This window comes from Rhizobium altiplani, assembly GCF_001542405.1.
Lineage (GTDB): Bacteria > Pseudomonadota > Alphaproteobacteria > Rhizobiales > Rhizobiaceae > Rhizobium > Rhizobium altiplani.
In genome coordinates this window covers 75,280-101,731 of the sequence record NZ_LNCD01000103.1, presented here as the reverse complement: position 1 = coordinate 101,731, position 26,452 = coordinate 75,280, and the positions used below count along the sequence as shown (strand labels likewise).

The following is a 26,452-nucleotide window of genomic DNA, read 5'->3' as shown; positions in this document are numbered from 1 at the left end:
GCCCGAGAACAACTGGTGTGCGGCACTTCCTGGATCTTGAGCAGCAGCGCGATTGGATAGCGGGCAAGATCGACTTGTTGGACGCGGACGAGCGCCAAGAGTCCCTTGAACAGCGCTTCAAATATGTCGCTCGATTTGAAAAACTCCTCAGTCGCCCGCAAGCGAGGCAACTGCTGGAGATTCTCGGGCTATACGGTCCAAACTGCATTCCGATCATGCGCAAGACCGAGCGCTACTACTGGTCGGTTTCCTGTCTCCCATCCACCTCGGACAAGCCGCTCATACGCGTCAATGCGAGCTGGATGGAGCTCTTCACGCTCTATGCCCACGGCGACGATATCCGCGCCCGATTCATCGTGCATCTTTCGGATTTCACTACAGATGGTTCAGCAACACCGAGCCGGGTGGACGAACACTTTCTTGAGCAAAGTGTCGCGATGCCAGAGCACGTCAGTTACTTCTTCCCGCGTGGTGCTGATATTTTCGGCATCAATGTGCGCGGCTCTGTCTCGATCCGCAAATTTCTCACAAGCCGCCGCGTACTGAGCGCAATCCGCACCTTCAACCTGACGCACATGAACCGGGGACGGAACGCCTATCAGGCGAGCCATTGCTACAGTGTGGCGGATTACATGCAGGCAGTTTGAGGGTTCAATAGCTCGTTGGCGACCATGGAATTCTGACCTGTCGGTTCGCCGCAATCCCCGCAATGCGGCTGATCAGCTCGGCTTGACCGCCACGATGCGGAGGAGCCGTGAAGTTCCATCCAACAGGATGATTAGTCGCCGCGTCGCCGGCGAACGTCGGCCGATCGCCGAGCGGACCACGCTATGCGGGGGTGGCCGTTGGTACAGCGCGCCCTCAGCCGCGGACGCTTCGATGAAACCTGATGCACTCAACGGTCACGCGGGTCGGACAGAAGGCTTTTATGAGGTCGCTTCGAGACGGCGTTCTCGGACACACGTGCAGATATAGACACTTAGTTTGGGTTGCTTGTTGGTCCGGGAGGCGCGCAAGTGGGCGCATGGCTTTCGAAACGAAGCGAATGCCGGCTGCAAGGAGGAAAACATCATGGACGTGTATGAGGCGGTTACAAGCCGATGGTCGGTGCGCGGGTTCAAAGGCGAGCCGGTGTCGCGGGAGGTGCTTGAGCGCGTACTGACCGCCGCGGCTTGGGCGCCGTTCGGATCGAACATCCAGCCGTGGTTGATTAAGTTCTCGAACGCGTCGGGATTGTCCCGCCCGCTGTCACATCTCCGGCAGGCCGGCCTTTCGGAAGCCGTCGACAAAGTGGTCTCGTACGGATGCATCGCGCAGCGGCTGGGAGCTGAGCCAATGGCCGATCGTGAAATGAGGGTGGGCGATCAGGAACAATTCTGCTTCTCGCCGCGCCTCCTGACTGTGGCCTAACTGCGCAAGCGCAGCAGCCAGGAATTTGCGTGAGTTGGTACGATACGTGTCTTCCCTGCGGAGGGTAGCGGTTGCCGCCTCATAGTCACGCGCGGCGTATTGCGCCTGCCCAAGATGACAAAGATACCAGCAGGTTGGGTAGGGGTTGAGCCGCAAAGCCTTTTCGATCTGCGCTAGTCCGTCGGCAACCCTGCCGTCCAGCACAGACATGTCCGACATGGCGGCCCAGGTGTCGGCGTGGTTGGGGTCCAGCTCCAGGGCCTTGGCGAAGGCGGCCTCCGATTCCTCCCATCGCCGCTCATAAGCCAAGATGGTCCCCAGAACGTAACGGCAGCCGGCATCGTTGGGATCCAGGTCGACGGCCTTCTGCGCGAATGTCACCGCCATCCGACGGTTAGGATCTTCGGGCTCGCCGAAATGAGTCCAGGCAAGCCAGCGGTTATAGGCGAGTAGACCGAGCGCCTCGGCATATGATGGCTCGAGCTCAACCGCGCGTTGGAGCAGCATATAGGCTTCACGCTCAGTTTGCGGGGACTCTTCCGTCAGACGGCGCGCACGCACACACAGATCGTAGGCCTCAAGGTTCTTCGGCCGATTGCGCTGCTTCGGGATCGTCAGCCGGCCGACCAGGGCTTCAACAATCTTGGCGTTAACTTCATCCTGTAGCTCGAAAACATCTTCCACCGTCCTGTCAAACCTGTCCGCCCACAAGCGCTGGCCGCCAAGTGCGTCGATCAATTGAACATTGATGCGGACACGGCCCATTACGCGTCTGGCGCTCCCCTCGAGGACGTAGCGGACGCCGAGTTCCCGGGCGACCAACCGTACGTCGACCGACTTGCCCCTATAGCCGTTCACGGAATTGCGCGCGATCACGAACAGGCCAGCCGTACGGGAAAGGTCTATGATCAGGTCCTCGGTCAAGCCGTCGACGAAAGGCGCGTCCGTTTCATCCCCACTCACATTCGTGAACGGCAATACCGCGATCGAGGGACATTCGGGCAGCGGCAATATGTTCTGCAGTGCATCCGGCCAATGCCACACGTGGACCGGGCGAGTCAGGTTCTCCAGGTAGCGTTCGCCTCCATCAAAGAACCGGTCGCCGATCTTGCCAACGATCTCGTCGTGAACTTTGGCTGAAATGCAGATACCTCCCGGTGCGGCCTGCGTCTCGAGGCGCGCCGCGACATTGACGCCGTCGCCGAGGACATCTGCACCGTCGTTAACGACATCTCCCAGATTGACGCCTACACGCAAGAGCAGGCGCCGGTCTTCGGACGCAGCAGAGGCGGCCCGTTGCATTTCCAATGCTGCTGCGACCGCATGCACCGCGCTACCGAATTCGATTAAGAATCCGTCACCCATGACCTTGAAGATGCGACCGTTGTTGCGCGTCACCGCCGGCTCGATAACGCCAGAACGGAGTTCCTTGAGGTTTGCCAGCGTTGCGACTTCATCAGCCTCCATGAGGCGTGAAAATCCCACCACATCGGCGACGACGATGGCAGCAAGGCGACGCTGAAGAGATTGGTCCGTCATGTGAGGACAAGCCTAACGACTGAGTTAGGAAGTTATTGTTCAACCGCGAGTGAGTCAATAAGAGGTAAGCGGTATTGTCCGGGCGATCTCCTCCCCCATCGAGCCGTCATCCTTCGTTGTGATCGCCGGCGTCAGTCCGCAAGCTGTCCGGGGTCATTCCAGTGAGCCCTTCGGCGATCTTGCGTTCTCTTAGAACCATGACTGCCTTCATGATGTTCGGCGCAGGACCCTGCCGACCGATGACTTGGGAGGGCACCTGTGCAACCACTTCCTCGCTTGCATGCAATCTGAACTGCTGAAGCGCGCACGAAGCGGAACAAAACCACACTTAGTCCACTCGAGGTTCAGGTCACGGTCTCGACGACCATCGAACAGGGGCGAGCAATGTGTTAATCGTCCTGGAAGGCATGAGATTAGAACGGACGCATCAACGGCTGGGTCGGGCGGTGACGCATATCTCGCCAGCTCGCAGCGCTGGCGGTCAAACTCCGCTGAGGCCGGCGGGCTGTCGAATAAGACTACACAAAAATCGAGAATACTCACTGAGGGATGAGGCAATGGACGAAGATCATACGAAACGCATGATCCTTGAATTCCTGAGGCAGCACACCTTGGCGGTCATTGCGACATGCCACCGCAACGGAACACCGGAGGCGGCTACGGTCGACTTCTCGGTGCGGGACAATCTTGAGATCGCGTTCAGCACTTTCAAGGACACGCGAAAGTTCGACAATCTCGCGGAGCGTCCCGGCGTCGCGTTCGTAGTCGGATGGGACGACAATATCACGGTTCAATACGAGGGTGAGGCAACAAGGGTTCCTGCCGCAGATATCGAACAATACCAGGAAGCTTATCTCCACAGCCTTCCGGCGGCCAGGGAGTTCATCGAGAGAGGGGTCGTGATGTTCAAAGCGACGCCACGGTGGATTCGATATTCCGATTTCAACAAGGAGCCTCCCGAGCTGATCGAGATTCAATTCTGACAGACACAACTGTTTCCGGTCGCCGTCCGAGAGCTCGACTAAATCGTGACACCCGCCTTGAGGGCAAGATAACCTAGAGGAACGCGGAGGATCGGGCGGCTTGGTCAGCCTGAAAGAAATAGCTTCGGCCGTGATGTTTCTCGCAAGTGACCAGGCTGGAGCTATGTCACGTGGAATCTCATGACCGGTAGATGGAAAGAGCCTTGATCGAAACCTGCGCATGAGGTGCGTTCGCGAGGTAGCAGTGCCGCCGGATTGCGCCGGGCTCGTTTCACGTCGCGCCGACGTGGTCGGTGGCAACTGCCCGAACCTGCAGGATGCGATCGATAAGGCCCCATTCCAATGCCTCTTCCGCCGTCATGAAGCGGTCGCGATCCATCGCTTGCTCGAATTCTTCGTAGGTGCGGCCGCAATGCTCGGCGTAGAGCCTTGTCATGCGATGTTTGGTCTTCTGCATTTCCTCGGCATGGATCAGCATGTCCGATGCCTGTCCCTGGAATCCGCCTAGCGGCTGATGAATATGGATGCTGGCATTGGGAAGGGCAGTCCGTTCGCCCGGCTGGCCGGACATCAAAAGGAACGAGCCCATCGAGCGGGCGGTACCCATGCACAGCGTATGCACCGGGGCGTGAATGTAACGCATCGTATCGTACATCGCGAGACCGCTGGTGACGACGCCACCGGGCGAATTGATGTAGAGATGGATTGGCCTTTTGGGGCTTTCGGCTTCGAGAAACAGCAATTGTGCGCAGACAAGTGCCGAGACCGTGTCGTTTACCTCTCCGTTGAGGAAGATGATCCGCTCACGAAGCAGACGGGAATAGATGTCGAAAGACCGCTCTCCTCTGCTGGATTGTTCGACGACCATAGGGACGAGTTGCATTGCTTCGCGCATCGGCGAACTCCAATCATTTCGAGATTTTTCGGGGGGCTTACCGCGTCAGGCGGCGAGCATGAGGGTCGGGCTGTTGCCGTTGGCGACCGTTTTCGCCAGCCGCTCCAAGGTGGCGCCGGTCAGCTCGTGGACGATCCGCAGGCTGGTTCCGCCCGATCCATTCGGGGCGATCGTGAAGGTGACGGTGCTTTCGAGATGGGGCGGGGTATCGTCGCGCAATTTGTAGCGGATTTCCTCGCCTGGCGTTTCGGAGAGCGACTGTGGCTCGGCAAGCGCCTCCCTCGGGAGCCACTTTTCCCTGAATTCCGCGATGCTGAGCGCCCGCCAGACTTTCTCCGGCGACGCGTCCAGTTCGTATCTCTGCTCGAAGCCGCTTTCCGGCACCTTCGCCTGCACCTTGGCCTTCATGTCGTTCATTGATCCATATCCTTCAGCAAGAGCTTCAGAGCGTCGATGCGAGCCGGCCAGTAGGCGTGGTATTTCGCCAGCCATTGCGCGATAACGGCCAGCCCGTCCGGATCGACCTCATAGTTCATGAAGCGGCCCTCCTTTTGTTCGCGCACCAGCCTTGCCGCTCGCAGGACCGCGAGATGTTGGGACATCGCCGGCTGGCTGATATCCATGCCCTGGCGCAGCGCGCTGGCATTCATGCTGCCGTTCGCGAGCTTTTCGAAAATCGTGCGGCGGGTCGGATCCGCCAGAGCACGGAAAATATCATGTTCGATCATGACAACACATAAGCACACACTTATGCGATTCGCAAGGCTGCACGGAGCGGGTTTGCGGATTTATGGCAGGGATGCCTTTTTGGCCCATGCCGAGTGATGATACTCAACCGCTTGGGATTCCTGAGCGGCGGGCCAAATGAACAATTGTGTAGCCGGGGGATTCGTTATGATGGACAGGAGGAACGGACACTCCTTCAAGTCAAACCTGTCAAACTTGGATCCGCCTGTACCATTGCGACAAGCTCCAAGCCTCGTTTGTATTTCACGGGATCTGATCTGACCGCGTTGGCCTGCTGCAAATTGTCTTGGAGATCGGCGACCTTTACAGGGCAGGCGATCTTGTTTTCGACTGCTCGAATAACAAACTGATCGTCGGTTTCGTCTTTGCGGCGGGTTAGAGCGTTCACCGCATCAATGACGCCTTTGCTGAATCCCAGTTGTTGAAGACGTTCGAGGTTCCACCCGTCGCACTTCTCCACGATATCGTGAAGGAAGGCGACTGTCTTTTCTTTTGCACCTTCGACGCGATCGGCCACTCGCTTGCAGTGGCTGATGTACGGATTGCCTGTCTTATCCGTCTGCCCCTCATGAGCTTCGGACGAAACCCGTTGCGCCAACTCGAGTTCAGATACTTCGTCTGTTGAAATCTCGCCATGTTTTGACATCGAGCACTTCCTCCGCAGCGAAAACGCAACGGGTATCTTCGCGGTTCCGTCAGCGGGCGCCGACATCGTCGCAGTCAACAAACAGTCAGATGACAGTTTGAAGCCCGAGTTCCACTACTCTGCCACTGGGAAGGCCGAAGTAGTCGGTGGCGTTGCCTGCGTTCTGCGCGAGAACGATGAACAGCCGATCCTGCCAGAAGGGCATTCCGCCTTTCTTCGAAGGAAGGATGGTCCGGCGTGACAGGAAGAACGACGTCGACATGATATCGAACTTCAGTCCGAGCTTGCGCACAAGCACCAAGGCGCGCGGAATATTCGGTGTCTCCATGTATCCGAAGGTAATCACCAGTCGGCTGAACAGAGGACTGAAACTCTCGAGAAAGATCTTCTCCTCGTCAGGTACGAACGGCTCCGTCGCGGTGACGACGCTGAGGATGACATTGTGCTCGTGGAGGACCTTGTAGTGCTTCAGGCTGTGCAGCAACGCTGTGGGCGCGCCTTCGACGTCGCTCGTCAGAAAGACGGCCGTTCCATGCACAGTGGGAGGCGGCCTCTTGGCAAGCCTGTGGATGACACCCTCGAGCGGAACTTCATCGGCGCGCGTGCGGGCGGCCAGCAGTCGGCGTCCCGCCATCCACGTCTGCATGATAAGGCCCATGGTGCATGCCACGGTGACCGGAACCCATCCTCCCTCAGGAAACTTGGCGATATTCGCGACGAAGAACCCGGCGTCTATGAGAAAGAGCGGGACAATGACGGCTGCAGTGGTCACGGTCGTCCATTTCCAGATGTGCTTCATCACGACGAAGAGTAGGACGCTGGTGATGAGCATCTCGCCTGTAACCGCGATACCGTATGCTGCGGAAAGTCCGCTCGAACTCCTGAAATACAGAACGAGCGCTACGACGAATACGAAAAGGAACGCGTTCACTTGCGGCATGAAGATCTGACCGGAGTGTGTCTCCGAGGTGTGCAGGATCTGGAGACGCGGTAGCACGTTAAGGTGCATGGCCTGACGAACAAGGGAATATGCCCCCGAGATGACTGCTTGGCTCGCAATGACCGTGGCCGCGGTTGCCATACACACGATCGGCACCCGCGCCCATTCCGGGTGCATATCAAAAAAGGGGTGTTTCGTCATATCAGGGTTCGCAAGCACGAACGCGCCCTGTCCGAAGTAGTTCAGAAGCAGGCAGGGGAAGACGAGAAAAAACCATGCCGTCACGATCGGCCGTCGGCCGAAATGGCCAAGGTCCACATAGAGCGCCTCCGCCCCTGTGACCGCAAGAAATACGGCTCCCAGGACAGCGATCGCGTGCCCGACATTGCTCGAGGCATAGAGAATGCCATGAAGCGGGTTGAGGGCACTGAAGATCTCTAAGTCGTCGAGAATATGGATGCCGCCGCTTATTCCGAGAATCAGAAACCAGACCGCCATGATGGGGCCGAACACCGATGCAACCCCGCTCGTCCCGAAGCGCTGCACGAAGAACAGCGCGGCAATGATGGTGACGGTGATCGGCACGATCCATCCGGAGAGCCCCGGGGCGACGACCTGGATTCCTTCGACGGCGGACAACACGGAGATTGCAGGCGTTATGATCGCGTCGCCAAGAAACAGGGAAGCGCCTGCGACGCCCAGAACGAGGATCCATGCCGGCTTCCCAACGAAACTCTGGCGTGCAAGCGTCATTAAGGACAGCGTCCCGCCTTCGCCTCGATTGTCGGCCCTCAGAACGAACGATACGTACTTCACCGTGACGACGATCGTCAGAGCCCATACAATCAGCGAAAGAATGCCGAGCACGTTCTCCCGGTGCGATCCCGATCCTGCTGTCGCATGCAGAGCCTCGCGAAACGCATAGAGCGGGCTGGTCCCGATATCGCCGTAAACGACACCAAGCGCTGCCAAAACCAAAGCGGGTAACCCGCTTCGTGTCTCAATCGCCAGTTCCGGGTCTTCGGATCGGAGTTGCGGATAGGTCACCGGGCAGTCCTGATGGGAGTGAGTATCTTTTCGAGGTTACGGCTAATGATCTCGTTGAACGTTCGACAGTTCGATTGGTTCGAAGGGGCGAACCACACCTCTGTTTGATCCGTCATTTTCTCCGACCGGCGCAGAATCGTGCTTGCCTTGCGGTCCAAGCCCTACCAAATGCTCGGAGCGTTAGCTCGCGGCCCGCGCGAAAACGTTAAAGCCCGGTCGCCATGGTACCAATAAACTCGTTCTCCTTGGTGCTGCGCCTGCCAGGATTGCGCAATACCTTACCACATTCGCGATATTGCACATGCGGCATCGCTCACTAGGTCGAGGCGAGTTCGCAGGGAGTGTTAACCATCGTATCTCGGGTCCCGCAATCAGCGTCCGAACGTTGTTCAGGGCCCCACTCCCACTTGCGCATGACCTGAAACTCCAGACTCCTAGATTCCGCTCCGCGCTACAGGCTGCAACCCGGATATTTGTAGAGGTCGGCTTGAGACAGATCGGGCGGGCATTTCATGGCGCCTGTGGCCTTCTGGCCGCATGACGATGCCTTAGTCTGCGATATCGATGCATAACGCCCCTGAGAGACGCGAACCTTGACGCATTGCTTCTTGTCGGCGTTCCACCAGGTATTGTTGCCGCCAACGTCAACATAGCCCCGCGCCTGCATTTCGCTCTCGGCGCCAGCGGCTCGCGAGCCCACGAGGTCGGCGATATCGGATGGCGATTTGGCGAACGCGGCCAAGGGCACCAGGACTGCAAGGCAGATTGCTATTGTCAGGCGCATGATGATTTCTCCATGGCATACATACCGCGTGACGTTAGTAGAACCCAGTATAGTTGAGCAAGGCTGTGCTTAGTCGACCGCTTGCTGCCGAAGACCGGCGGGCTTGAAGTCCCCAAGCACCGCCCACTGCCAATCAGCCGGCACCTACCACAAAACTGTAGATAACGTAGGTCACGCCATTTATTAGTGACAACTAAATCGGCTACGCTTATTCGATCTTAGCAGTTAACGGCTCTATCGAATGACACGGAGGCTGATTTGCGAAAGACGGCTGTGAACGGAGAACACCTCGGAGCAGGCGCTCGGGTTCAGTGCAGCATCCTTCTGCGAGGTGCGCTATTCGATGCCCGCAACATACCTCCATATTACCAGGACTTCTCATTCATCAAACATGCTCTCAAGACCATCTGTCGTGAGAACGGAATTGAGCGCGACCGCAGGGCAAGGGTCGAGGTCGCTGCTATGGTAATCGCCTTGTTTCAGGAAGGGGCACGTTCCGAAGGTGAAATCGTCGAACGCGCCCGCCAGAGGTGGTCGGAGGCAAGTATCCAATAGACACGCCGAGCGGCCGCGGGTCGCGTTGTCCCACGTGGCCCACGGCGTCAGGGATAAGTCCACTCTCGACATTCCTGAACCGCACTAGATGCGGGATCCACATGGGTTTGAGCGCATTCGACACCCAAGCGGAGGGGTCTGCTTCGATACTTCCGTATAATTGGAATGGACTGGGGGTTCGGCGATCATGATGTCGGTAGCCGCCGCGGCAGCGCACCCGCGATTTTGATTGAGCTCAAGTCTAACGGGTGCGTCTGGCAGCGTATGGGTTCAGTTTGTCCGTTTTTGCATACTCCTTCAAGTATCGGACATTGCTTCAGCCCTATACTTTGCGTGGCCCGTGCAAGCAAATGGACTCGCGATATGGCGAGGATGCCCGGCGTGTGGCTGCACGACAAGCCAAGGGGCTGCGAGCGGTCGGTCCACCGCCGCCGCGCCCTGGTGCAACCAACGAAAAATGGAAAGGATGCCCAGATGAATCGCGCACTCGATCGGCAGCCACCCAGTGAGATGTTTTCGAGAACGTCATTTCTCGACATCGCCAACGCGGCGTATATCGAAAGCCTGCAGTCGCGATATCTGGAGGATCCGAATTCTGTCGGTCCAGAATGGCGCGATTTCTTCTCCTCGCTTGGCGACAATGCGGTCGATATCAGAAGAACAGCGGCCGGCGCATCCTGGAAGTCGGCGAACTGGCCAATGTCGCTCAATGGAGACCTGATTTCCGCTCTTGATGGAAACTGGGCCAAAGAGCTTGAGGTGAAAGCAGGACAAGGGTCGCCGTCGGACGGTGACAGACTCTCCGCAAACCGCGATACGGCACGGGCATTGGCGATCATCCGGGCCTATCGGATGCTCGGACATCGGGCCGCAAAGCTGGATCCACTGGGTTTGATGACACCTGACGAAAGCGAGGAATTGCAGCCTTCCTCCTATGGGTTCAGCGAGGCCGATCTTGACCGACCTATATTTGTAGACGGCCCCTTCGGGGGCGAACTGGCCACTATGCGCGAGATCCTGGATCGCCTGCGTGTCTGTTATTGCGGGACGGTCGGCTACGAATACATGCATATCTCCGACAGGACGCAAAGGACATGGATCCAGCAACGTGTCGAACCGTTGAACGCTGCGACCGAACTGGCACCTGATCACAAGCGGCGGCTTCTCCAGAAGCTCGTGGAGGTGACAGGGTACGAGCGGTATCTCAACAAGAAGTTCGTCGGCACGACGCGCTTTGGGCTCGACGGCGGGGAGTCGACAATCGTAGCTCTCGAAGAGATCCTTGAGCATGGTGTGGCCCTTGGTGTAACTGAGGTCGTTTTCGGCATGGCCCATCGCGGACGTCTGAACGTCCTTAGCCAGGTGATCCACAAGCCACACCGGGCAATCTTCAGCGAATTCAAGGGCGGATCATTCCTCCCGGACGAAGTTGAAGGGTCCGGCGACGTAAAATATCATCTGGGAACCTCTTCGGATCGGGAGATCGGGGGTAAGAGGGTTCACCTGTCCCTGATCGCCAATCCCTCGCATCTTGAGATCATCGACCCTGTGGTGCTGGGGAAAGTCAGAGCCAAGCAGGAACAGCACGGCGATACAGCCGAGCGCACGACGGTCCTGCCGCTCCTGATCCACGGCGATGCGGCATTCGCCGGACAGGGGGTCGTTGCCGAGAGCCTCGGCCTATCAGGCCTGAAAGGCTACCGGACGGGAGGCTCGGTCCATCTGATAATCAACAACCAGGTCGGCTTCACGACCGACCCGAGCTACTCTCGGTCCTCACCTTATCCGTCCGATGTCGCCAAGATGGTCGAAGCGCCGATTTTTCACGTGAATGGCGACGATCCGGAAGCAGTAGTACGCGTCGGCAGGCTCGCGATCGAATATCGCCAGACCTTTCACAAACCTGTTGTAATCGATCTGATTTGCTTCCGGCTCTTTGGCCATAACGAGGGCGATGAGCCGTCGTTCACTCAGCCCGAGATGTACAAGGAAATTAGAAAGCACATGTCGACGCTCGACATCTACGCGGAGAGGCTGATCGCGGAGGGGGTTGTAGGGAAGGGCGAGGTCGAGGACGCCAGCGAGAGGTGGGTTGAGCACCTTGATCTCGAGTTGGAGGCATCCAAATCATACAAGCCGAACAAGGGCGATTGGCTGGATGGCAAATGGGCGGGACTTGGCTCTGGCAGGGCGGAAAGCGAGGATGAGAGCGATAGCGCTACAGGCGTCGAGGTGTCGACGCTAAGGACCATCGGCGACAACATCACAACGCTACCGGACGGTTTCCACGCGCACCCCACTGTCGGTCGTTTCCTTGAGGCGCGACGTAGGGCAATCGAGGCCGGTGCCGGCATTGACTGGGCGACTGCAGAGGCGCTCGCATTCGGATCACTTGCCGTTGAAGGTTATCCAGTTCGTCTCTCGGGGCAGGACAGCGAACGCGGGACCTTCTCGCAGCGCCATTCGGTGATCATCGATCAGGAAACCGGGGCGCGCTGCGCGCCGCTGGCTTCCATCAGTCCCGACCAGGCGCCGTGCGAGACTTTCAACTCGATGCTGTCGGAGCAGGGCGTCCTTGGCTTCGAATATGGATACTCGCTTGCCGAACCGAACGCGCTTGTTCTCTGGGAGGCGCAGTTCGGTGACTTTGCCAACGGCGCCCAAGTGCTGTTCGACCAATTCCTGTCGTCGGCGGAGCGCAAGTGGTTGCGGATGTCGGGCCTAGTCTGCCTGCTGCCCCACGGATATGACGGTCAGGGGCCAGAACATTCATCAGCACGGTTGGAGCGCTATCTGCAAAGTTCGGCCGAGGGTAACTGGCAGGTTGCCAACTGCACGACCCCCGCCAACTATTTCCATATTCTCAGGCGGCAACTGGCGCGCAATTTCCGCAAACCGCTGATCTTGATGACTCCCAAAAGCTTGCTGCGCCACAAGCGGTGCCGGTCGGACCTCGTCGACCTCGGCACAACGGGGCGGTTTCAGCGCATCCTTCGCGACGAGGGCGAAATGGACGATGGAAACCCGGTCAAGCTGGTCCCCGACAGCAAAATTCGGCGGCTCCTGCTGTGCTCGGGCAAGGTCTACTATGATCTTCAGGATGAGCGGGCTATGCGGGCCGACCAGCTTCGGCATCAACGGCGACCGGTCAGATGTCGCGCCACGTTGCGGAGGTTGGCCTGTTTATGAACGCGGCGTTCGCCGCATAGTTGCGAATGGCAATCAACATGCGTTTAAGTTGATGTCGTTCCCAGAAAGACGGGCACGAGGGCAGGTGGACTACATGACGTCCACGTTCAATCCGATCGATCGTCGTTGTGCGCGTAGCGTGCGTCCAAGATGCCGAGGCAAAGGCGCTCCAGCATCGACCTATCTGTCGTTCTCGCGCAGCAAAGCGAAGTGAGGTTCAAGGAAAGACCATGGATACATTGCAAGTCATCAAGGCGCTCGCGCACCCGGCACGAATGGATATACTGAATTGGCTGAGGGATCCGGAGACGTATTTTGGTGATCAGGAACATCCCGTCGCAATGGGCGTCTGCGCCAACCAATTCCAGCGAAGTGGCCTGGCGCAATCCACTGTTTCGGCACATCTTTCAGCGCTGACCGCGGCCGGCCTCGTCACGAGCAGGCGGGTGGGGCAGTGGATTTTCTACAAGCGCAACGAGGAAGCCATCGCGACGTTCTTGAAGCAGCTTACGGACGACCTCCAGGGAAACAGGAAAAGCGTGGATCGCTCAGGTCGAGGCGAGGTCGATAACCACACGGCCGCGTATTCTCCCGGCGATGATGTCCTCAGCAAGTTGGGGTAGTCTGGACATGGGTTCGACGGTCGTCATCTTTCTTAGCTTCTCCCTGTCGAGATCGCGCTCAAGACGTCTCCATGCAGCGAGGCGTTGCTCGAGCGGGGCAGCGACGGAGTCCATGCCGATCAATGCGACGCTGCGAAGAATATGCGGCATCACGGTACCCGTCAGATCCGCGCCCCCGGCAAGGCCACAGGCGACGATTGCGCCGCCTCGTACCGTCTGAGCAAGGATGTTTACCAGCGTGTTCGAACCGACGCTGTCGATGCCGCCGGTCCAACGCTCCTTTTGAAGCGGCGGTCCTTTCTCCTGAAGACTTGCTCTATCGACAAGGCCGGTCGCTCCCAGGAAAGCAAGGTAGTCGTGCGTCTCGGGACGCCCTGTCGCCGCCGTGACATTGTAGCCTTGCGCCGAAAGCAGCGCGACCGCGACCGAGCCAACACCACCAGCCGCCCCGGTGACAATTACTTCGCCTGAGCCAGGCTTTATCGTGCCCCATTTCTCCAGCGCATCGACGCACAGGGCTGCGGTGTACCCGGCGGTCCCTATGGCCATCGCCTCCTGCATCGAAAAGCTGTCGGGTAGGCGGATTAGCCACTCCGCCTTGACTCGTTGATATCGGCAATAGGCGCCCCATTCCGTCTCGGACAGTCCCCAACCATTCAGGACAACCTTGTCGCCCTGTTGCCATTTTGGCGAACGGCTCTCCACAACCGTACCCGCCAGATCCACGCCAGCGATCATCGGCATGCGTCGGGCGATGCGCCCCTTGCCCGTGATTGCCAGGCCGTCCTTGTAATTGAGCGTCGAGTACGCGATTTCGACCAGAACGTCGTAGTCCGGCAGTTCTGCCATGGAAATCTCACGAAACGCGCCGCTTGTCTTGCCGTCCACGCTGTCGATCACCATCGCCGGGAAGCTCTTTTCCATGACTGTCTCCAAAGTGTCGTCCGTGTAGCGGTCGAATTGGCATCATTCACGCCGTAGCAAGCGTCCGAGGCGGTGGCGCGTTCACGGCTGTCGCCCCGGACGGCCGGAACCTGTGGCGGTACTCGACGGGCGTCACATTTATCCGTCGCATGAAGGCGCGACGCAAACCGGTTTGATCCGCGAACCCGCACAGGCTTGCGACCCTCTTTAACGGCGTGTCGCTCTCTTCGAGAATTCGCCGAGCGGCTTCCACCCTGGCAGCCTCGACGTAATCGCCGGGGGTCATGTGGGTTTCGCGCTTAAACGTCCTGGCGAAATTTCGGCTGCTCATCCCAAGCCGTGCCGCCAATGTTTCGACCGAGAGGTCGCCCGCGATGTTGTCGACGATCCATTGTGTGATGTCGCGGATCGGACCGATCTCGGCCGCCTGCGCTTCGAGATGAACGCTGAACTGCGACTGGCCGCCGGGACGCTGGAGGAACAGGATGAGTTCCTTGGCGACCCGCAACGCAATGCTTCGGCCGAAATCCTCTTCCACCAGGGCAAGGGCCAGATCCATGCTCGCGGTGACCCCGGCGCTAGTATAGATTGGACCGTCCTTGACGAAGATCGTATTTGGTTCGAGTCTCACGGTCGGAAACATGTTGGCGAGCCGGGAAGTGGAATTCCAGTGCGTCGTCGCCCGACGGCCGTCCAGCAGCCCCGCCTTTCCGAGAAGGAAGGCGCCAGTGCATATCGAGGCGAGCCGGCGAACGTGGCGCGATTCCCGACCTATCCACTGCAGAAGCTTTCGATGATCCTCATACTCGCGGATGCCGGGACTTCCGGCAATCAACAAAGTGTCGAACCCTTCCAGAGTGTCCTTGATCGACATATCCGGCAGAAATCGAGTGCCGTTGAGGGCGGTGACGGGCTCCATCGTCAGCCCCACGATTTCAAGCGAATAGCCGGCTCGCCCTTTCAGCTGCGTCGTGGCCTCCGAGAACACGTCCATCGGCCCTGCCACGTCGAGCATCTGAACGCCAGGGATGGTGAGGATCGCGATACGCATGGTCGGCCCCTGCTTGTGGGCCGCCCGCAGGCTCCGGGCCGTGCAAGCGGCTAGAGTTTCGATCTTAGGTCGCGGTAGTGTCCGGTCAAGCGCTCGAGGTTAAACGCTCTGTTGAGGCCGCTCGGGTTCGGCAGGACCCAGGTCCTCGCTCCGGCGAACACCTCGTTCTGCCGTCCCCAATCGCAATCACCGCGGCCACTGATCGCAGCGAACGCAGCCTTTCCCAGGAACGCCAGATTGTCCGGTGAGAACCGGTTGATTTTCGCCTCCAGCTCGGGCGCAGCCGTCACGTAGTCGTCGGCAGTCAGTTCGGCAGCACTCCTCGTCGCCCGCGACACTGCGGCTGTTATCCCACAGCCATAAGCAAGCAGTTCCTGTTCCTCCTCCGCCCTCAACAGGCGAGGGGTGAAGTCTACCAGATGCAGAACCCGCCAGAAGCGGTTGCTGGGCGAGGAGAAATTGTGGCCGTCCCGCTCAGCGGTGACGGCCGGATTGAGGCCGCAGAAGACAACGCGAAGGCCAGCCGCCAGGACGTCGGACAGCCCCCCGCTCTGGATGGCGGGAGCATCAACATCGAGGCCGCCTTCGATAATCGTGTCGTTCTGCGGGTCTCCACACATGGTCACACCAGCGCACGGCCCTCGGCCGATATCACCGAGCCCATGTCCACGATTTCGTCCGCCAGGATCATCTCGTTGTGAGGCTTTCCCGACGGGATCATCGGCAAGCAGTTTTCGGTCTTCTCGACCCGGCAATCGAAGATCACCGGTCCGGGAGTGTTCAGCATCTCGATGATCTTGCCGTCCAGTTCCTCTGGCTTTTCCGCCCGGATACCCACGGCGCCGTACGCCTCGGCGAGCTTCACGAAGTCCGGAAGGCTTTCCGAATAGGAATGGCTGTAGCGTTCGTCATGCAGCAACTCCTGCCATTGCCGGATCATTCCCATGTATTCGTTGTTGAGGATGAATATCTTGACCGGGAGCCTGTACTGTACGGCAGTCGACATCTCCTGGATGTTCATCAATATCGAGGCCTCGCCGGCGATGTCTATGACGGCGCTCCTGGGATGCGCGAGCTGGACGCCGATCGCAGCCGGCAGGCCATAGCCCATCGTCCCAAGCCCGCCTGATGTCATCCAGCGGTTTGGCTCGCTCAGATGGAAGAATTGCGCCGCCCACATTTGGTGCTGCCCGACTTCCGTCGTGACGTAGACGTCGCGGTCGAGTGTCAGCGCCCGCAGCCGCTCGAGCGCGTATTGCGGCTTGATGACTTCCGACGAATTACGATAGCCGAATGCCTTGCGTGCACGCCACGCCTCGATCTGCTTCCACCAGGGCGCAAGCCTATCCCTGCGCTCTTGCTGAGGCTGGCGTGGCCACCCGGCGATGAGGTCTTCCAGGACAGACAGGGCATCGCCGACGATACCAACGTCGACGGGAACAATCTTTCCGATCGACGACGGATCGATATCGACGTGGATCTTCCGCGATCCCGGAGAAAAGGCGTCGAGACGTCCTGTGACACGATCGTCGAACCGGGCGCCGAGGCAGAGCATGACGTCGCAGTCGTGCATCGCATGATTGGCCTCGTATGCGCCGTGCATGCCAGGCATTCCGAGCCACAGGTCGTCGGAGGCGGGGAACGCCCCCAAGCCCATCAACGTCGAGGTAACGGGCGCGCCGACAAGGGCGGCAAACTCGCGTAGCCGTGCACTCGCCTTGGGCCCGGAATTGATGACGCCGCCACCGGTGTAGAGTATCGGCCGGCGCGCCTCGGACAGAAGCTTTATGGCCTCCGCGATGCTTGCCGGACTGCCTTTGATCTGCGGCTCGTACCGATGGAGAGGGATTGCCTCGCGGGGGCCCGAGTAACGCCCGCGCGCGACCTGGATATCCTTCGGGATATCAATCAGAACAGGGCCGGGCCGTCCGGTGGTCGCTATCCGATACGCCTCATGCATGACATGAGGAAGTTCTTCAATGCTTCTGACCAGATAATTGTGTTTCGTACACGAGCGCGTAATGCCGATCGTGTCGGCTTCCTGAAAAGCGTCGGTGCCGATCAGGTGGGTAGGAACCTGGCCGGTGATGACGATCAGCGGGATCGAATCCATCAGCGCATCGACGATGCCGACGACGGTATTGATCGCGCCTGGCCCACTGGTGACGAGAACGACGCCCGGCTTGCCGCTCGATCGCGCGTATCCCTCGGCGGCATGGGCTGCACCCTGCTCGTGGCGCACCAGGATGTGGCGAAGCCTGGGCTCATCCAAGAGAGCGTCGTAAATCGGAAGCACCGCGCCGCCCGGATACCCAAAGAGGACTTCAGCCCCTTGGTCGGCCAAGGCTCGCACGACCATGGCTGCGCCCGTTATCTCTTCGAAGTTTGCCGTCGCCGGCGTCTTTGCGGTGATATTGATCGTCATGATTGAGGTCCAGTCTTAGCCCACAGGCTCTAGGTTCTATCAATCCAATATAGGCGCGCGACACCTGTCCGGAATTTCAATTCCGCGGCAAAAACAGACAATCCTACGTCGTTTACGGCCATGGTTTCAGGTAGCAGCGGTGTCCTCGCCGACACACCATCAGAGTTGGCTCGGCGCTAGCTGTCGCGCCGAACTTCTGCAATCTGCATCATCACCGACTTGATGACGCCTTCGTCATGCAATTCGCCGACCAGTAGTTTGAACCAGCTGAATCCGACCCACAGGGCGACCTTGTCGTCCACCTCGGCGGCCTGCAACTCGCCGCGCGCTGCACCGCCACTCAGCATCCGTCTCACGTCGGCGGTGCGATCTGGAAGAAACCTGTCGCGCAGCGCACTTAGGGCCTCCGGCGTACCCTGCGCCTCGGCGATCAAGCCGCGAAGCGCCGCCCCGGCCGGGTGCGACTCCCAGAAACGCCACAGACTGGTCGTGTACTGCACAAGTTCTTCAACAAGATTCCCGGTGTCTGGAACCGGCACGAAGGTCGAACGCTCGGCGGTGTAGATCGCGATAAAAAGGTCGGCTTTCGTCGGGTACCAGCGATAGATCGTCGTTTTTCCTGCACCGGCTCGGCGGGCGACCTCGTCGACTGAGAAACCGGCGTAGCCCTTTTCCGAAATCAGATCCTTGGCGGCGGCAAGCACAGCAGCCTCGGCTTCCGGGTTGCGACGCGATCCAATGGATGTTCGCTTCTTGGCAGGGGCGGGTATCGGTTTCGTGGTCATTGACAAGGCGTACCTCAACTTCGTGGCCCCGATCAACAACGATTACACTACGAATGATCGACCAGATGAGCGCGCGACTCGGAGGGCTCAAAAGGAACCGCGAAGTACTGGGTTTCCCTCTCTACAAGGCCATTCGCAAATTCCATTATGCTCACCGAGTAAGAGGGCGCACCGTCGTAGGTGAGGACAAACTCCGTGACCCACAGGTTCCCGCTGCCGATGATGCGGTGCACGGAAAAATGCTTCTTGTTTGGTTGAACGAAGCGGCTTTCCTGGATCTTCCTGCGTCCCCGGATACGTTCTCCGGATTGCGGATATTCGAGCAGGGCATTCTCCTGATAGATTTCATGCTCCAGCTCGAAATCCCCGGCGTCCGAGGCTGCCCAATGCCGTTCGAGCGCCGCCCTGAGTTCTCGATCTTCCATCTTGGACATTCCTTCCTCGAAATGCTTCCAATCTCACTTGGCTGCTTGCACCCCGGTGACACGGGGAATGAAGCCGGGAACTCCGGTGTCGACCACGCCGTTGAAGCGGATGTTCGTGGTTATATGCTCGCGCATCTGAAGCATCGCATCCTCGGGCAGGGTGGAAAAGTCGAAGTTCTCCTCGATCCGCTTTGGGTTCTGAGACGTCGTCAGGAATGCCGTTCCGCGTTGGGCTGCCCAAGCCAATGCGATCTGAGCCGGCGTCTTGCCGAGGTGTTTGGCTATCGTGGTGACGACCGGGTCCTCGAGCAGGTTTGGAACCATTGCATGGCCGAGAGCCGCGAAAGCCAAGAGAACGATGCCGTGTTTCTGACAGTATTCCAGCAATTCCCACTCGGGAAGGTATGGATGCGACTCTACCTGCACGATGGCAGGCTTGATCCGTGCTTCCTCGACAATCTCCTTGAGCTTGTCGAGCGAGACGTCGGAGAGTCCGATGGACCTGCACCGGCCGCTGTCGACAAGTTCCTCCAGTGCGCGCCACGTGTCGACCAACCTGACGCCAGGATCGTATATGACGTGTCCGTACTCGTCTCGCGGGTCCTTTTCGTCGCCCGGCAGGAAGGCGAACGGCGTATGTATGAGATAGGCATCGACGTAGTCGACCTGGAGACGACGGCAACTTGCTTCGAAGGCAGGTCCGACCCGTTCCGGGCGATGGTTTGTGTTCCAAAGCTTCGTGGTGACGAAAAGGTCTTCGCGACGCAAGGTACCCGCGGCGATGGATTCGCTGAACGCCGCGCCGACCGCTTCTTCGTTCAGATATCGCTCGGCGCAGTCGAAATGGCGGAACCCTGTCAAAAGTGCCGCCTTGACCGCCTGTTTCGTCGCAGTCGCATCGGGTATCAGTGTTCCAAACCCGGCGACCGGGATCGCGCCGGTGCCATGGGAGAGGGGGATTCTCTTGAAGCGGAGCATATCTGGGGCTTCCATTTGCCAATCCTTCGTTTGGGGCAAAAACTTGCATCGGCGCGAGGTTTTTCTCGTTGCGCCTTAGCCAGACCAGCCGCGATGACATCACGCGTCCTTCCTTGTAAAGCGACACCGTTTCCCGGCCTATTGTACCTTGGTGTCAACACGCTTTCGCCAGCACCGCACCGGGCTCAGCCGACGTCATTCGGATTTCTGGCGGAGCGTTTTCGATCGCCATTGTAAAAAGCTCCTGGGCGCGGCTGACGCCTCGTAGTACGTGGGAACCGATCGATTGCAGACCATGGGTCTGCGAACGCGACACGATTGCCGCAAAGGGCGCGGACATGAGGAACTTGCGTTGCAGAGGTCTGCAAAGCGACGCAATGCGGCTGACCTCGTTTACGGCAGGGCCGATAACGGTGAAGTCGAGACGGTCCTGGCTGCCGATGTTTCCGTAGAAGACATCTCCCACATGCAGCCCGAGATAGACATCCGTCACGGGACGGCCTTCGGCGCTGCGTTGCGCATTAAGTGCTACCAGCCGCTTGTCGAGCAAAGCGCGCGCATGGAGCGCGGCTGCGCATGTTCGGCTGGCGACGTCGCCTCTGAAGATCGCGAGCGTCCCGTCGCCCATCAGTTTGAGCACTTCGCCGCCGGCTTCCTCGATCGAGGAGATCACCGCGTCGGAGTAGTCATTGAGCATGGGAATGATCTCTTCAGGATCGACCGTGTCCGAGATCCGGGTGAAGTTGGCGAGATCGGAAAACCATAGCGCTGCAGAGATGCGTTCGCTCCGGCCACGCGTGATCCTTCCATGCAGCACATGGTTGGCCGCGCCCTCGCCGAGATAGACCTTTGCAATGGTGGAGGCAACACCACTCACCACCACGCACTTGACCGCAAGTGCAAGGCACGGCAGGAGGTCGCGCAGCGCCTGCTCGTCTGCCTCGGAAAAACCATCGGGCACGCGGGTCCCGAACTGTGAGAAAAAGCAATCAATTCCGCCGATGGCGCCTGGATCGTCAAAGCGGTGTGCCGTGGCGATGAAATCGGTAAACCCATCCCGCTTCATCGTGTCGACGAGAAAAAAGTCGGCCGGATCGCCATTCAGCAGCCGTCGGCGCAGCTGCGTGCCGCCCGTCCTCTTCAGATAGTGGAAGGCAGAGCGCTGCCAGTCGCTCGGGATGCCACCTGGATCGGCGAAACCGAACTCGAAGACACGTTGCATCCATCGGGACCGATCCCAGCGGTAGGCTCGGCGTTCGTACACCGGATGCAGCGTATCCATGACGGCGCTTGCCCTGTCGATCTGCAATCCACCAGCGTTGCAGCGCTCGCAGAACCCCGCGAGCAGGTCCTCCTCCGGCAAGCCCTTCAGTCCGGATTGCATCAGCCAGTTGGTGATGTTCTTGGCGTGGTGGTCGTCCACGGGAGCAACTCCTGCTATTGACCGTTGTAATCAACAGTCGATCGGTGCGGCGGTTTTGCCTCATCTCGTCGTCAGCGGATGCGGTGGAGAGGGCTTCATCAGGGAGACGACGATCAGCCCTGCAATCGCGGCCATGAAGGTGATCCAGAACCCGTCGATATAGGCCTCGACGTTCGCTTCCCTCTGGACGATCGTTGCCAGTACCGCCACGCCGCGTTTCAGGGCTTCGGACTGCGACGTTGCCGGTGCAGACCCTGAGCCAAGCTGAGCGATCATCGAACTCCACCCCGGCGTCGTCCCAGTGACGTGAAGGCCGATCAGGTACGAGTGCAATTGCTCGCGCTGGCGCACCCAGGTCGTCATCGACGTCGCGACGGTCTCAGAACAGATCAGGCGCATGACCTGGACATAGGCGACGAGGGATATGGCGCGGGCCGGGTTCACATTGCTGAACAGGGTTGCCACCGCAGCAAGAAACACAATCTCTTCGCCGAACGTCTGCAGGATCACGATCAGCCGGAACTCGGGCAGCGACCATATGCTGGTCAACTGTGTACCAAGCCATGCCGATATTGCGAAGCATGTGAAGCCGATGATCAACGTCCAACGTTGCTTGAACGTCCGGACAAGAGCCACAGCCGTACCGGTTGCCGCGACGAGAAGCAGAACTGCGTAGGGTGCGGTGAAGTCGCCGATCTGCTCCGGACGCAGGCGCGCCACGCTGACCAGGAAGTTCGGTTCCAGCAGCGAACTGCCGAGACTGGCGATCATGAAGCAGGCGATGGCGGCGAACCCTAACGCGATGTTTCTGTGACGCAGGATTGAGATATGAGCCCAGGGATCCTTGACCTGCGTCTCGTGCCACAAGAATACGCAGACGAGAAAGGCCGTCGCGGCGAGAAGCGACACAACATACCCCGAGCGGAACCAGTCCAGACGGTTACCCTGGTCCAAGGCGAAATAGAGCGTCGTCAAAGCTACGCCAAAGAGCGCCATTCCGCCCCAGTCGGCACGATCCAGAAGCTCCCGGTCGACCTTCATCGGTTTCCCGCCATACCAGAACAGGATGCCGATGACGGGCGCGACAACGGCGCCCTGCCAGTAGAGCCATTGCCATCCAATCGTTTGGGTGTAACTGCCGGCGGCATACAGGCCGAGGTTTTGCGCGAACGGTATTCTCAGGACGTAGAACGAAAGAGCAAAGATCCAGTACTTCCGATCAAGGTTTCGAAAGGCAACCAAGAGCGTTGCGCCGACGAAGATGCCAAGCACCATTGCTCTTAGAGCATGCAATGCGACGAGAGGTTCGAAGCCGTGGGCAAAGGGGATCGCAACGGAGATGACGGAATAGAGAATAGACGGCCCGATCATGACCCTCTTGACGCCAAACACGCCGATCAACCAACCGATGCTCGGTGCAACGAGAATTTGCGGTGCCGTCGCGAAGGTGCTCAGCCAGGCACCCTCGTCGAAACTCAAACCGAACGCGCCGCGCAGGTCCGCGAGGCCGATGCTTGCGGTCCGGACGTCGAAGGCAGTCAGTATCGACGCCATGACCATGGCAACCGCGACATATCCTTGTCGCGGAAGATCGCTTGAATGAACGCGCCTAGACATCGCGCTTTCCTTTTGTAGCTATTCGGGTTGTGACCGACATACCTGGACGCAGGCGCTCAAAGTTCGGTTGCGTCGGGTCGATTTCGATGCGCACGGTCAGACGTTGGGCAACCTTTGTGAAGTTGCCGGTCGCATTGTCAGGGGGCAAAAGGGCGAAGGTCGAACCGCTTGCGGGCGATATTTTCGAAACGATGCCGTGGAGGGTTTCTCCCGGCAGCAGATCGACAGAAATATCGACGGGCTGTCCCTCGCGAACCAGAGCCAACTGGTTCTCCTTGTAGTTTGCGAGGATGTAAACCTTCGGAAGCGGCACGATCGAGATAAGGTTCGTGCCCGTAGCGACATAGTTTCCGAGCTGTACGCTCCGCTTCGCGACAACGCCGTCGACGGGTGCGCGCACATCGGCGTAGCCGAGATCAAGCTCACGTGCCGCGACGTCAGCCACGGCGGTGTCGACGTTCGCTTTCAGCACGTCGCGCTGTTTTGCGATCACGTCGAGCTTGACCCGCTGAGCGATGACGGTCGCGTCGGTCATCTTGGAGTTCGCCAACGCCCGCTCGTGAGCCGCGGTAGCCTTTTCCAACGTCTGGACCGAGCTCGCCCTGCCGTCGATGCCAAGTCGCGTCTGGCGTTCGAGCTCCTTGCTCGCCTGGATTTCATCAGCGGCGGAGGCCTGCTGCTGCGCGACGGCGACGTCGATCTGGGTGAGCTGAAACGTTCGCTGGGTGTCATTGTCTTCGAGCTGAGCACGGGCCGCTTGAAGCCTCGCTTTCGCAGCTCGGAGAGCGACTTCGAACGGCTTTCGGTCGATCGAGAACAACAAGTCGCCAGCTTTGACACGCTCGTAGTCGCGGACCGAAATCCCGTCGACCGTGCCTGCGACGCGGGCGCTGATAGAGGAGACGTCCGCATAGACCGCCGCGTCGTCCGTCGTTTGCACCGATCGGCTTGCGACCCACCAATCCCAGTTGGCTCCGGCGCCGACAACGGCGGAAAGAGCGACGACGATCGCTGTGACAGGCACGACGAACGAGGACGGTGATGCTTTGTTGGGGGAGGGAGCCGCCGGATGCGTGCCGTCCTGAGTTCCAGGCAGCGCCGTGACGTTGGTTCCCGACTGTTCAGTTACTTGGTTCTTGTTTCTCAACCAGGCCATTCTCTTCGTCCGTTTGGTAGATCCGAGGTTCGCCTTCCGTGACGCTCGCGGCGTCCCGAAAGAAATCGGCGATGTCGGACCGCGTGGGCTTTCAGGTTCACGCGGCAGATGCGGCTCGCCGTTCCGTCGCTTCGTAGATTGGACATACGAAGCTCCACGACCCACCTCCGCATCTTCCGACAGGAGGGTCGGCAACCGATCAAATTCGCCCACGGCGACTTGCGGGAACAAATCCCCGGGCCGCTCGAAACCAAACCCTCGGCTGTAATGCGACTGATATAAACGATACGTATCGTTTCAACAAGATACGACCTATGAAAATACGCTTGCCCAGCTATTCGTCTTTTGATGACCGGGCGGCGCCGATCCGCCATGAAAGCAGGCCCGTCATCGAGCCGCCATTCAACCAAGGTATCGGCGACACCTTCGTATAATGGAATGCGCGTCCGTTTTCGGATGTTGTCTTGTCACGGGACCGGGCAACATGTCCGCTTGCGGATCAGAAGCCTTGGATCTCAACCAAGCGGATGGGGAGTATGTCTTATGGCTCGCCTTCTTTCCGTCAACGTCGGGTTGCCGCGCGACGTCGAATGGCAGAACAGGATCGTCAAGACGGCGATTTGGAAGAGCTCGGTCGAGGGTCCACGCATGGCGCGGACGTTGAACATCGACGGCGATGGGCAGGCCGACCGGGCCGGACATGGTGGCAAGCAACGCGCGGTGTTCGTCTACCAGATAGACTCCTACCGGTACTGGGAAAGGCACTTGGGCCGAAGCGACTTTGTCTATGGGCAGTTCGGAGAAAACTTTACGGTGGACGGGCTTGCCGACGCTGAGGTCTGCATCGGTGACTGCTATCGCATCGGTGGGGCGCTGTTCGAGGTGACGCAGCCCCGTGTCACGTGTTATCGGCTCGGCATTCGCATGGACGTGCCCGAAATGGCGGCTCTGTTGGTGTTGCATGACAGACCGGGCTTCTATTTTCGCGTTCTTGAGGAAGGCTATGTCCAAGCGGACGACGCTATCATCAAGACCGCATCCGGAGAGGGCGGCATGACTGTCTCGGAGATCAACGCGCTGCTCTACAAGCCTGGCCATCGCCGCGACCGATTGGAACGGGCGCTGCGCAATCCGTCGTTGAGCGCTGGTTGGCGCCGTTCGTTCGAGGCTTTGCTCACACAATCGGCCGAGGGCGCGAAGGTGACGGGAAATGCTGGCCTGACGGGCGTGATCGAGACGCGCCCGGCGTGGGGTGGCTTCCGCGAGTTCCGCGTTGTTCGCAAGACGTTGGTGGTTAATCACGTCACCTCGCTTGAACTCCAGCCGTTGGACGGGAGGTTGCTGGAGAACTACCTGCCAGGGCAATTCATCGTGCTCCGGCTGCAGCCACGCTCGGCTCCGCTCCTACTTCGAAGCTATTCACTGTCAGGCCGCGCGGATGGCCAGTGTTTCAGGGTAACCATCAAGCGGGAGCCGCACGGTGCTGCCGGCAGATTCGTAAGCGAAGAACTGAACGAGGGTGATCTCGTGGAGGTGAGCGCGCCGCGCGGCAGCTTCACATTGATCCGCGGCGGCGGACCTGTGGTATTCCTGAGCGCGGGGATAGGGATGACGCCGGTTCTCGGCATGCTTCATTCTCTCGCGGCTGAGAAGTCTTCGCGGGAGATCTGGTGGCTCTACGGAACGCGCAGCAGCCTGGAGCATCCATTCGCACAGGAGGTACGCGAGCTCCTTCGATTGCTCCCGAATGCCCATGGCCACACCTGCTACAGCGCGCCCGCGCCAGGCGACCGACAGGGCACTGACTATGACTCGACAGGCCACCTGGACACGGCGATCCTCAAGACGCTTGGCCTTCCGATCGAGAGCGATTTCTACCTCTGCGGACCTGCGAAGTTCATGAGCGACCTCACGGAAGGACTTGCTGGCGTCGGAGTTGCGCGCCATCGCATCCACACCGAGATGTTCGGTTCCGGTTCATCCATAACGCCAGGAATCGCAACTTCGCCGCGACAGCCACCGCATCAGCCGGCGGGCGAGCCCGGCTCCGGAGGATTGGTCTCGTTCGCCCGCAGCGGATTGGCCGTGCGTTGGAACCCGAGCATGCACAGCCTGCTCGACTTGGCTGAGGCATGCGATGTGCCGGCTCGCTGGTCCTGCAGGACCGGCGTCTGCCACACCTGCGAGACCGGATTGATCTCGGGCTTGGTTACCTATCAACCGAACCCGATCGATGGAGCCGCGGATGGCAATCTGCTGCTTTGCTGCTCGCAACCGGCAGGTGACCTCGTCATAGACCTATAGAGGCAG

21 protein-coding genes and 2 pseudogenes are annotated in these 26,452 nt (G+C 59.3%); 6 read left to right on the top strand and 17 right to left on the bottom strand.

From position 1 onward, the window contains the following. Positions 1 to 647, top strand: a 647-nt coding sequence (locus AS026_RS24605; protein WP_063805924.1) for a hypothetical protein, incomplete at its 5' end; no start/stop codon positions are given. 424 nt (positions 648 to 1,071) lie between these two features. After that, a pseudogene (locus AS026_RS40470) lies at positions 1,072 to 1,215 on the top strand (nitroreductase family protein); the annotation flags it as partial. A 33-nt stretch (positions 1,216 to 1,248) separates the two neighbouring features. On the opposite strand, the gene AS026_RS24600 reads toward AS026_RS40470, so the two are convergent. Continuing rightward, positions 1,249 to 2,949, bottom strand: a complete 1,701-nt coding sequence (locus AS026_RS24600; RefSeq protein WP_062372348.1) for an adenylate/guanylate cyclase domain-containing protein — start codon at positions 2,947 to 2,949, stop codon at positions 1,249 to 1,251. A gap of 557 nt (positions 2,950 to 3,506) precedes the next feature. Here AS026_RS24600 and AS026_RS24595 point away from each other — a divergent pair. Then, positions 3,507 to 3,932 carry a pyridoxamine 5'-phosphate oxidase family protein gene (locus tag AS026_RS24595; protein ID WP_062372345.1) on the top strand — a complete coding sequence of 142 codons (426 nt, stop codon included), beginning with the start codon at positions 3,507 to 3,509 and terminating at the stop codon, positions 3,930 to 3,932. Positions 3,933 to 4,203: 271 nt separating this feature from the next. On the opposite strand, the gene AS026_RS24590 is transcribed toward AS026_RS24595, so the two are convergent. The 6 genes from AS026_RS24590 to AS026_RS24565 form a co-directional block, all read right to left on the bottom strand. Then, a complete protein-coding gene (locus AS026_RS24590) occupies positions 4,204 to 4,827 on the bottom strand; it encodes an ATP-dependent Clp protease proteolytic subunit (RefSeq protein WP_062372342.1) in 624 nt (207 codons plus the stop codon). A 45-nt stretch (positions 4,828 to 4,872) separates the two neighbouring features. Then, on the bottom strand, positions 4,873 to 5,244 hold the full coding sequence (locus AS026_RS24585; protein ID WP_062372338.1) for an SRPBCC family protein: 372 nt from the start codon (positions 5,242 to 5,244) through the stop codon (positions 4,873 to 4,875). Beyond that, positions 5,241 to 5,555 carry an ArsR/SmtB family transcription factor gene (locus AS026_RS24580; RefSeq protein WP_062372335.1) on the bottom strand — a complete coding sequence of 105 codons (315 nt, stop codon included), beginning with the start codon at positions 5,553 to 5,555 and terminating at the stop codon, positions 5,241 to 5,243. The genes AS026_RS24585 and AS026_RS24580 overlap by 4 nt, the downstream gene beginning before the upstream one ends. Positions 5,556 to 5,749: 194 nt before the next feature. Then, a complete protein-coding gene (locus tag AS026_RS24575; RefSeq protein WP_062372333.1) occupies positions 5,750 to 6,220 on the bottom strand; it encodes an HD domain-containing protein in 471 nt (156 codons plus the stop codon). Positions 6,221 to 6,305: 85 nt separating this feature from the next. Next, positions 6,306 to 8,207, bottom strand: coding sequence for a potassium transporter Kup (locus tag AS026_RS24570; protein WP_062372329.1), 1,902 nt, complete (start codon positions 8,205 to 8,207; stop codon positions 6,306 to 6,308). A gap of 451 nt (positions 8,208 to 8,658) precedes the next feature. Then, a complete protein-coding gene (locus tag AS026_RS24565) occupies positions 8,659 to 8,991 on the bottom strand; it encodes a hypothetical protein (RefSeq protein ID WP_062372325.1) in 333 nt (110 codons plus the stop codon). 1,029 nt (positions 8,992 to 10,020) lie between these two features. Here AS026_RS24565 and AS026_RS24555 point away from each other — a divergent pair. Both AS026_RS24555 and AS026_RS40465 read left to right on the top strand, forming a co-directional pair. Next, positions 10,021 to 12,735 carry a 2-oxoglutarate dehydrogenase E1 component gene (locus AS026_RS24555; protein ID WP_100248197.1) on the top strand — a complete coding sequence of 905 codons (2,715 nt, stop codon included), beginning with the start codon at positions 10,021 to 10,023 and terminating at the stop codon, positions 12,733 to 12,735. A 230-nt stretch (positions 12,736 to 12,965) separates the two neighbouring features. Next, positions 12,966 to 13,256, top strand: a pseudogene (locus AS026_RS40465) (ArsR/SmtB family transcription factor); the annotation flags it as partial. A gap of 27 nt (positions 13,257 to 13,283) precedes the next feature. On the opposite strand, the gene AS026_RS24550 reads toward AS026_RS40465, so the two are convergent. The 10 genes from AS026_RS24550 to AS026_RS24505 all read right to left on the bottom strand — a co-directional run bounded on the left by AS026_RS24550 (position 13,284) and on the right by AS026_RS24505 (position 24,142). Continuing rightward, positions 13,284 to 14,282, bottom strand: coding sequence for an MDR family oxidoreductase (locus AS026_RS24550; protein ID WP_062372322.1), 999 nt, complete (start codon positions 14,280 to 14,282; stop codon positions 13,284 to 13,286). A 46-nt stretch (positions 14,283 to 14,328) separates the two neighbouring features. Beyond that, positions 14,329 to 15,333 carry a GlxA family transcriptional regulator gene (locus AS026_RS24545; protein WP_062372319.1) on the bottom strand — a complete coding sequence of 335 codons (1,005 nt, stop codon included), beginning with the start codon at positions 15,331 to 15,333 and terminating at the stop codon, positions 14,329 to 14,331. A gap of 50 nt (positions 15,334 to 15,383) precedes the next feature. Beyond that, positions 15,384 to 15,953, bottom strand: a complete 570-nt coding sequence (mug, locus tag AS026_RS24540; RefSeq protein WP_062372317.1) for a G/U mismatch-specific DNA glycosylase — start codon at positions 15,951 to 15,953, stop codon at positions 15,384 to 15,386. Positions 15,954 to 15,955: 2 nt separating this feature from the next. Beyond that, the gene (locus AS026_RS24535) at positions 15,956 to 17,758 is read right to left on the bottom strand and encodes an acetolactate synthase 3 large subunit (protein ID WP_062372313.1); all 1,803 of its coding nucleotides are present in this window, start codon (positions 17,756 to 17,758) and stop codon (positions 15,956 to 15,958) included. A 176-nt stretch (positions 17,759 to 17,934) separates the two neighbouring features. Next, on the bottom strand, positions 17,935 to 18,543 hold the full coding sequence (locus AS026_RS24530; RefSeq protein ID WP_062372310.1) for a TetR/AcrR family transcriptional regulator: 609 nt from the start codon (positions 18,541 to 18,543) through the stop codon (positions 17,935 to 17,937). A 47-nt stretch (positions 18,544 to 18,590) separates the two neighbouring features. Continuing rightward, a complete protein-coding gene (locus AS026_RS24525; RefSeq protein WP_062372373.1) occupies positions 18,591 to 18,968 on the bottom strand; it encodes a nuclear transport factor 2 family protein in 378 nt (125 codons plus the stop codon). A gap of 33 nt (positions 18,969 to 19,001) precedes the next feature. Further along, positions 19,002 to 19,961 carry an aldo/keto reductase gene (locus tag AS026_RS24520; RefSeq protein ID WP_062372306.1) on the bottom strand — a complete coding sequence of 320 codons (960 nt, stop codon included), beginning with the start codon at positions 19,959 to 19,961 and terminating at the stop codon, positions 19,002 to 19,004. Between the two features lie 139 nt (positions 19,962 to 20,100). Further along, complete coding sequence (locus AS026_RS24515) at positions 20,101 to 21,369, bottom strand: adenylate/guanylate cyclase domain-containing protein (protein ID WP_062372301.1); 1,269 nt, start codon at positions 21,367 to 21,369, stop codon at positions 20,101 to 20,103. 60 nt (positions 21,370 to 21,429) lie between these two features. Then, on the bottom strand, positions 21,430 to 22,986 hold the full coding sequence (locus AS026_RS24510; RefSeq protein WP_062372297.1) for an MFS transporter: 1,557 nt from the start codon (positions 22,984 to 22,986) through the stop codon (positions 21,430 to 21,432). Continuing rightward, positions 22,979 to 24,142: an HlyD family secretion protein gene (locus AS026_RS24505; RefSeq protein WP_062372294.1), complete on the bottom strand. Its 1,164-nt coding sequence runs from the start codon at positions 24,140 to 24,142 to the stop codon at positions 22,979 to 22,981. Before AS026_RS24505 ends, AS026_RS24510 begins: the two co-directional genes overlap by 8 nt. A gap of 543 nt (positions 24,143 to 24,685) precedes the next feature. On the opposite strand from AS026_RS24505, the gene AS026_RS24500 reads away from it, so the two are divergent. Further along, positions 24,686 to 26,446 carry an MOSC and FAD-binding oxidoreductase domain-containing protein gene (locus tag AS026_RS24500; RefSeq protein WP_062372291.1) on the top strand — a complete coding sequence of 587 codons (1,761 nt, stop codon included), beginning with the start codon at positions 24,686 to 24,688 and terminating at the stop codon, positions 26,444 to 26,446. Positions 26,447 to 26,452 lie beyond the last annotated feature (6 nt).

Excerpts from the sequence above, each read along its gene's own strand:
- AS026_RS24600 (WP_062372348.1), bottom strand. The coding sequence starts at position 2,949 with ATGACGGACCAATCTCTTCAGCGTCGCCTTGCTGCCATCGTCGTCGCC.
- AS026_RS24595 (WP_062372345.1), top strand. The coding sequence starts at position 3,507 with ATGGACGAAGATCATACGAAACGCATGATCCTTGAATTCCTGAGGCAG.
- AS026_RS24590 (WP_062372342.1), bottom strand. The coding sequence starts at position 4,827 with ATGCGCGAAGCAATGCAACTCGTCCCTATGGTCGTCGAACAATCCAGC.
- AS026_RS24585 (WP_062372338.1), bottom strand. The coding sequence starts at position 5,244 with ATGAACGACATGAAGGCCAAGGTGCAGGCGAAGGTGCCGGAAAGCGGC.
- AS026_RS24580 (WP_062372335.1), bottom strand. The coding sequence starts at position 5,555 with ATGATCGAACATGATATTTTCCGTGCTCTGGCGGATCCGACCCGCCGC.
- AS026_RS24575 (WP_062372333.1), bottom strand. The coding sequence starts at position 6,220 with ATGTCAAAACATGGCGAGATTTCAACAGACGAAGTATCTGAACTCGAG.
- AS026_RS24565 (WP_062372325.1), bottom strand. The coding sequence starts at position 8,991 with ATGCGCCTGACAATAGCAATCTGCCTTGCAGTCCTGGTGCCCTTGGCC.
- AS026_RS24555 (WP_100248197.1), top strand. The coding sequence starts at position 10,021 with ATGAATCGCGCACTCGATCGGCAGCCACCCAGTGAGATGTTTTCGAGA.
- AS026_RS24550 (WP_062372322.1), bottom strand. The coding sequence starts at position 14,282 with ATGGAAAAGAGCTTCCCGGCGATGGTGATCGACAGCGTGGACGGCAAG.
- AS026_RS24545 (WP_062372319.1), bottom strand. The coding sequence starts at position 15,333 with ATGCGTATCGCGATCCTCACCATCCCTGGCGTTCAGATGCTCGACGTG.
- mug (WP_062372317.1), bottom strand. The coding sequence starts at position 15,953 with ATGTGTGGAGACCCGCAGAACGACACGATTATCGAAGGCGGCCTCGAT.
- AS026_RS24535 (WP_062372313.1), bottom strand. The coding sequence starts at position 17,758 with ATGACGATCAATATCACCGCAAAGACGCCGGCGACGGCAAACTTCGAA.
- AS026_RS24530 (WP_062372310.1), bottom strand. The coding sequence starts at position 18,543 with ATGACCACGAAACCGATACCCGCCCCTGCCAAGAAGCGAACATCCATT.
- AS026_RS24525 (WP_062372373.1), bottom strand. The coding sequence starts at position 18,968 with ATGGAAGATCGAGAACTCAGGGCGGCGCTCGAACGGCATTGGGCAGCC.
- AS026_RS24520 (WP_062372306.1), bottom strand. The coding sequence starts at position 19,961 with ATGGAAGCCCCAGATATGCTCCGCTTCAAGAGAATCCCCCTCTCCCAT.
- AS026_RS24510 (WP_062372297.1), bottom strand. The coding sequence starts at position 22,986 with ATGTCTAGGCGCGTTCATTCAAGCGATCTTCCGCGACAAGGATATGTC.
- AS026_RS24505 (WP_062372294.1), bottom strand. The coding sequence starts at position 24,142 with ATGGCCTGGTTGAGAAACAAGAACCAAGTAACTGAACAGTCGGGAACC.
- AS026_RS24500 (WP_062372291.1), top strand. The coding sequence starts at position 24,686 with ATGGCTCGCCTTCTTTCCGTCAACGTCGGGTTGCCGCGCGACGTCGAA.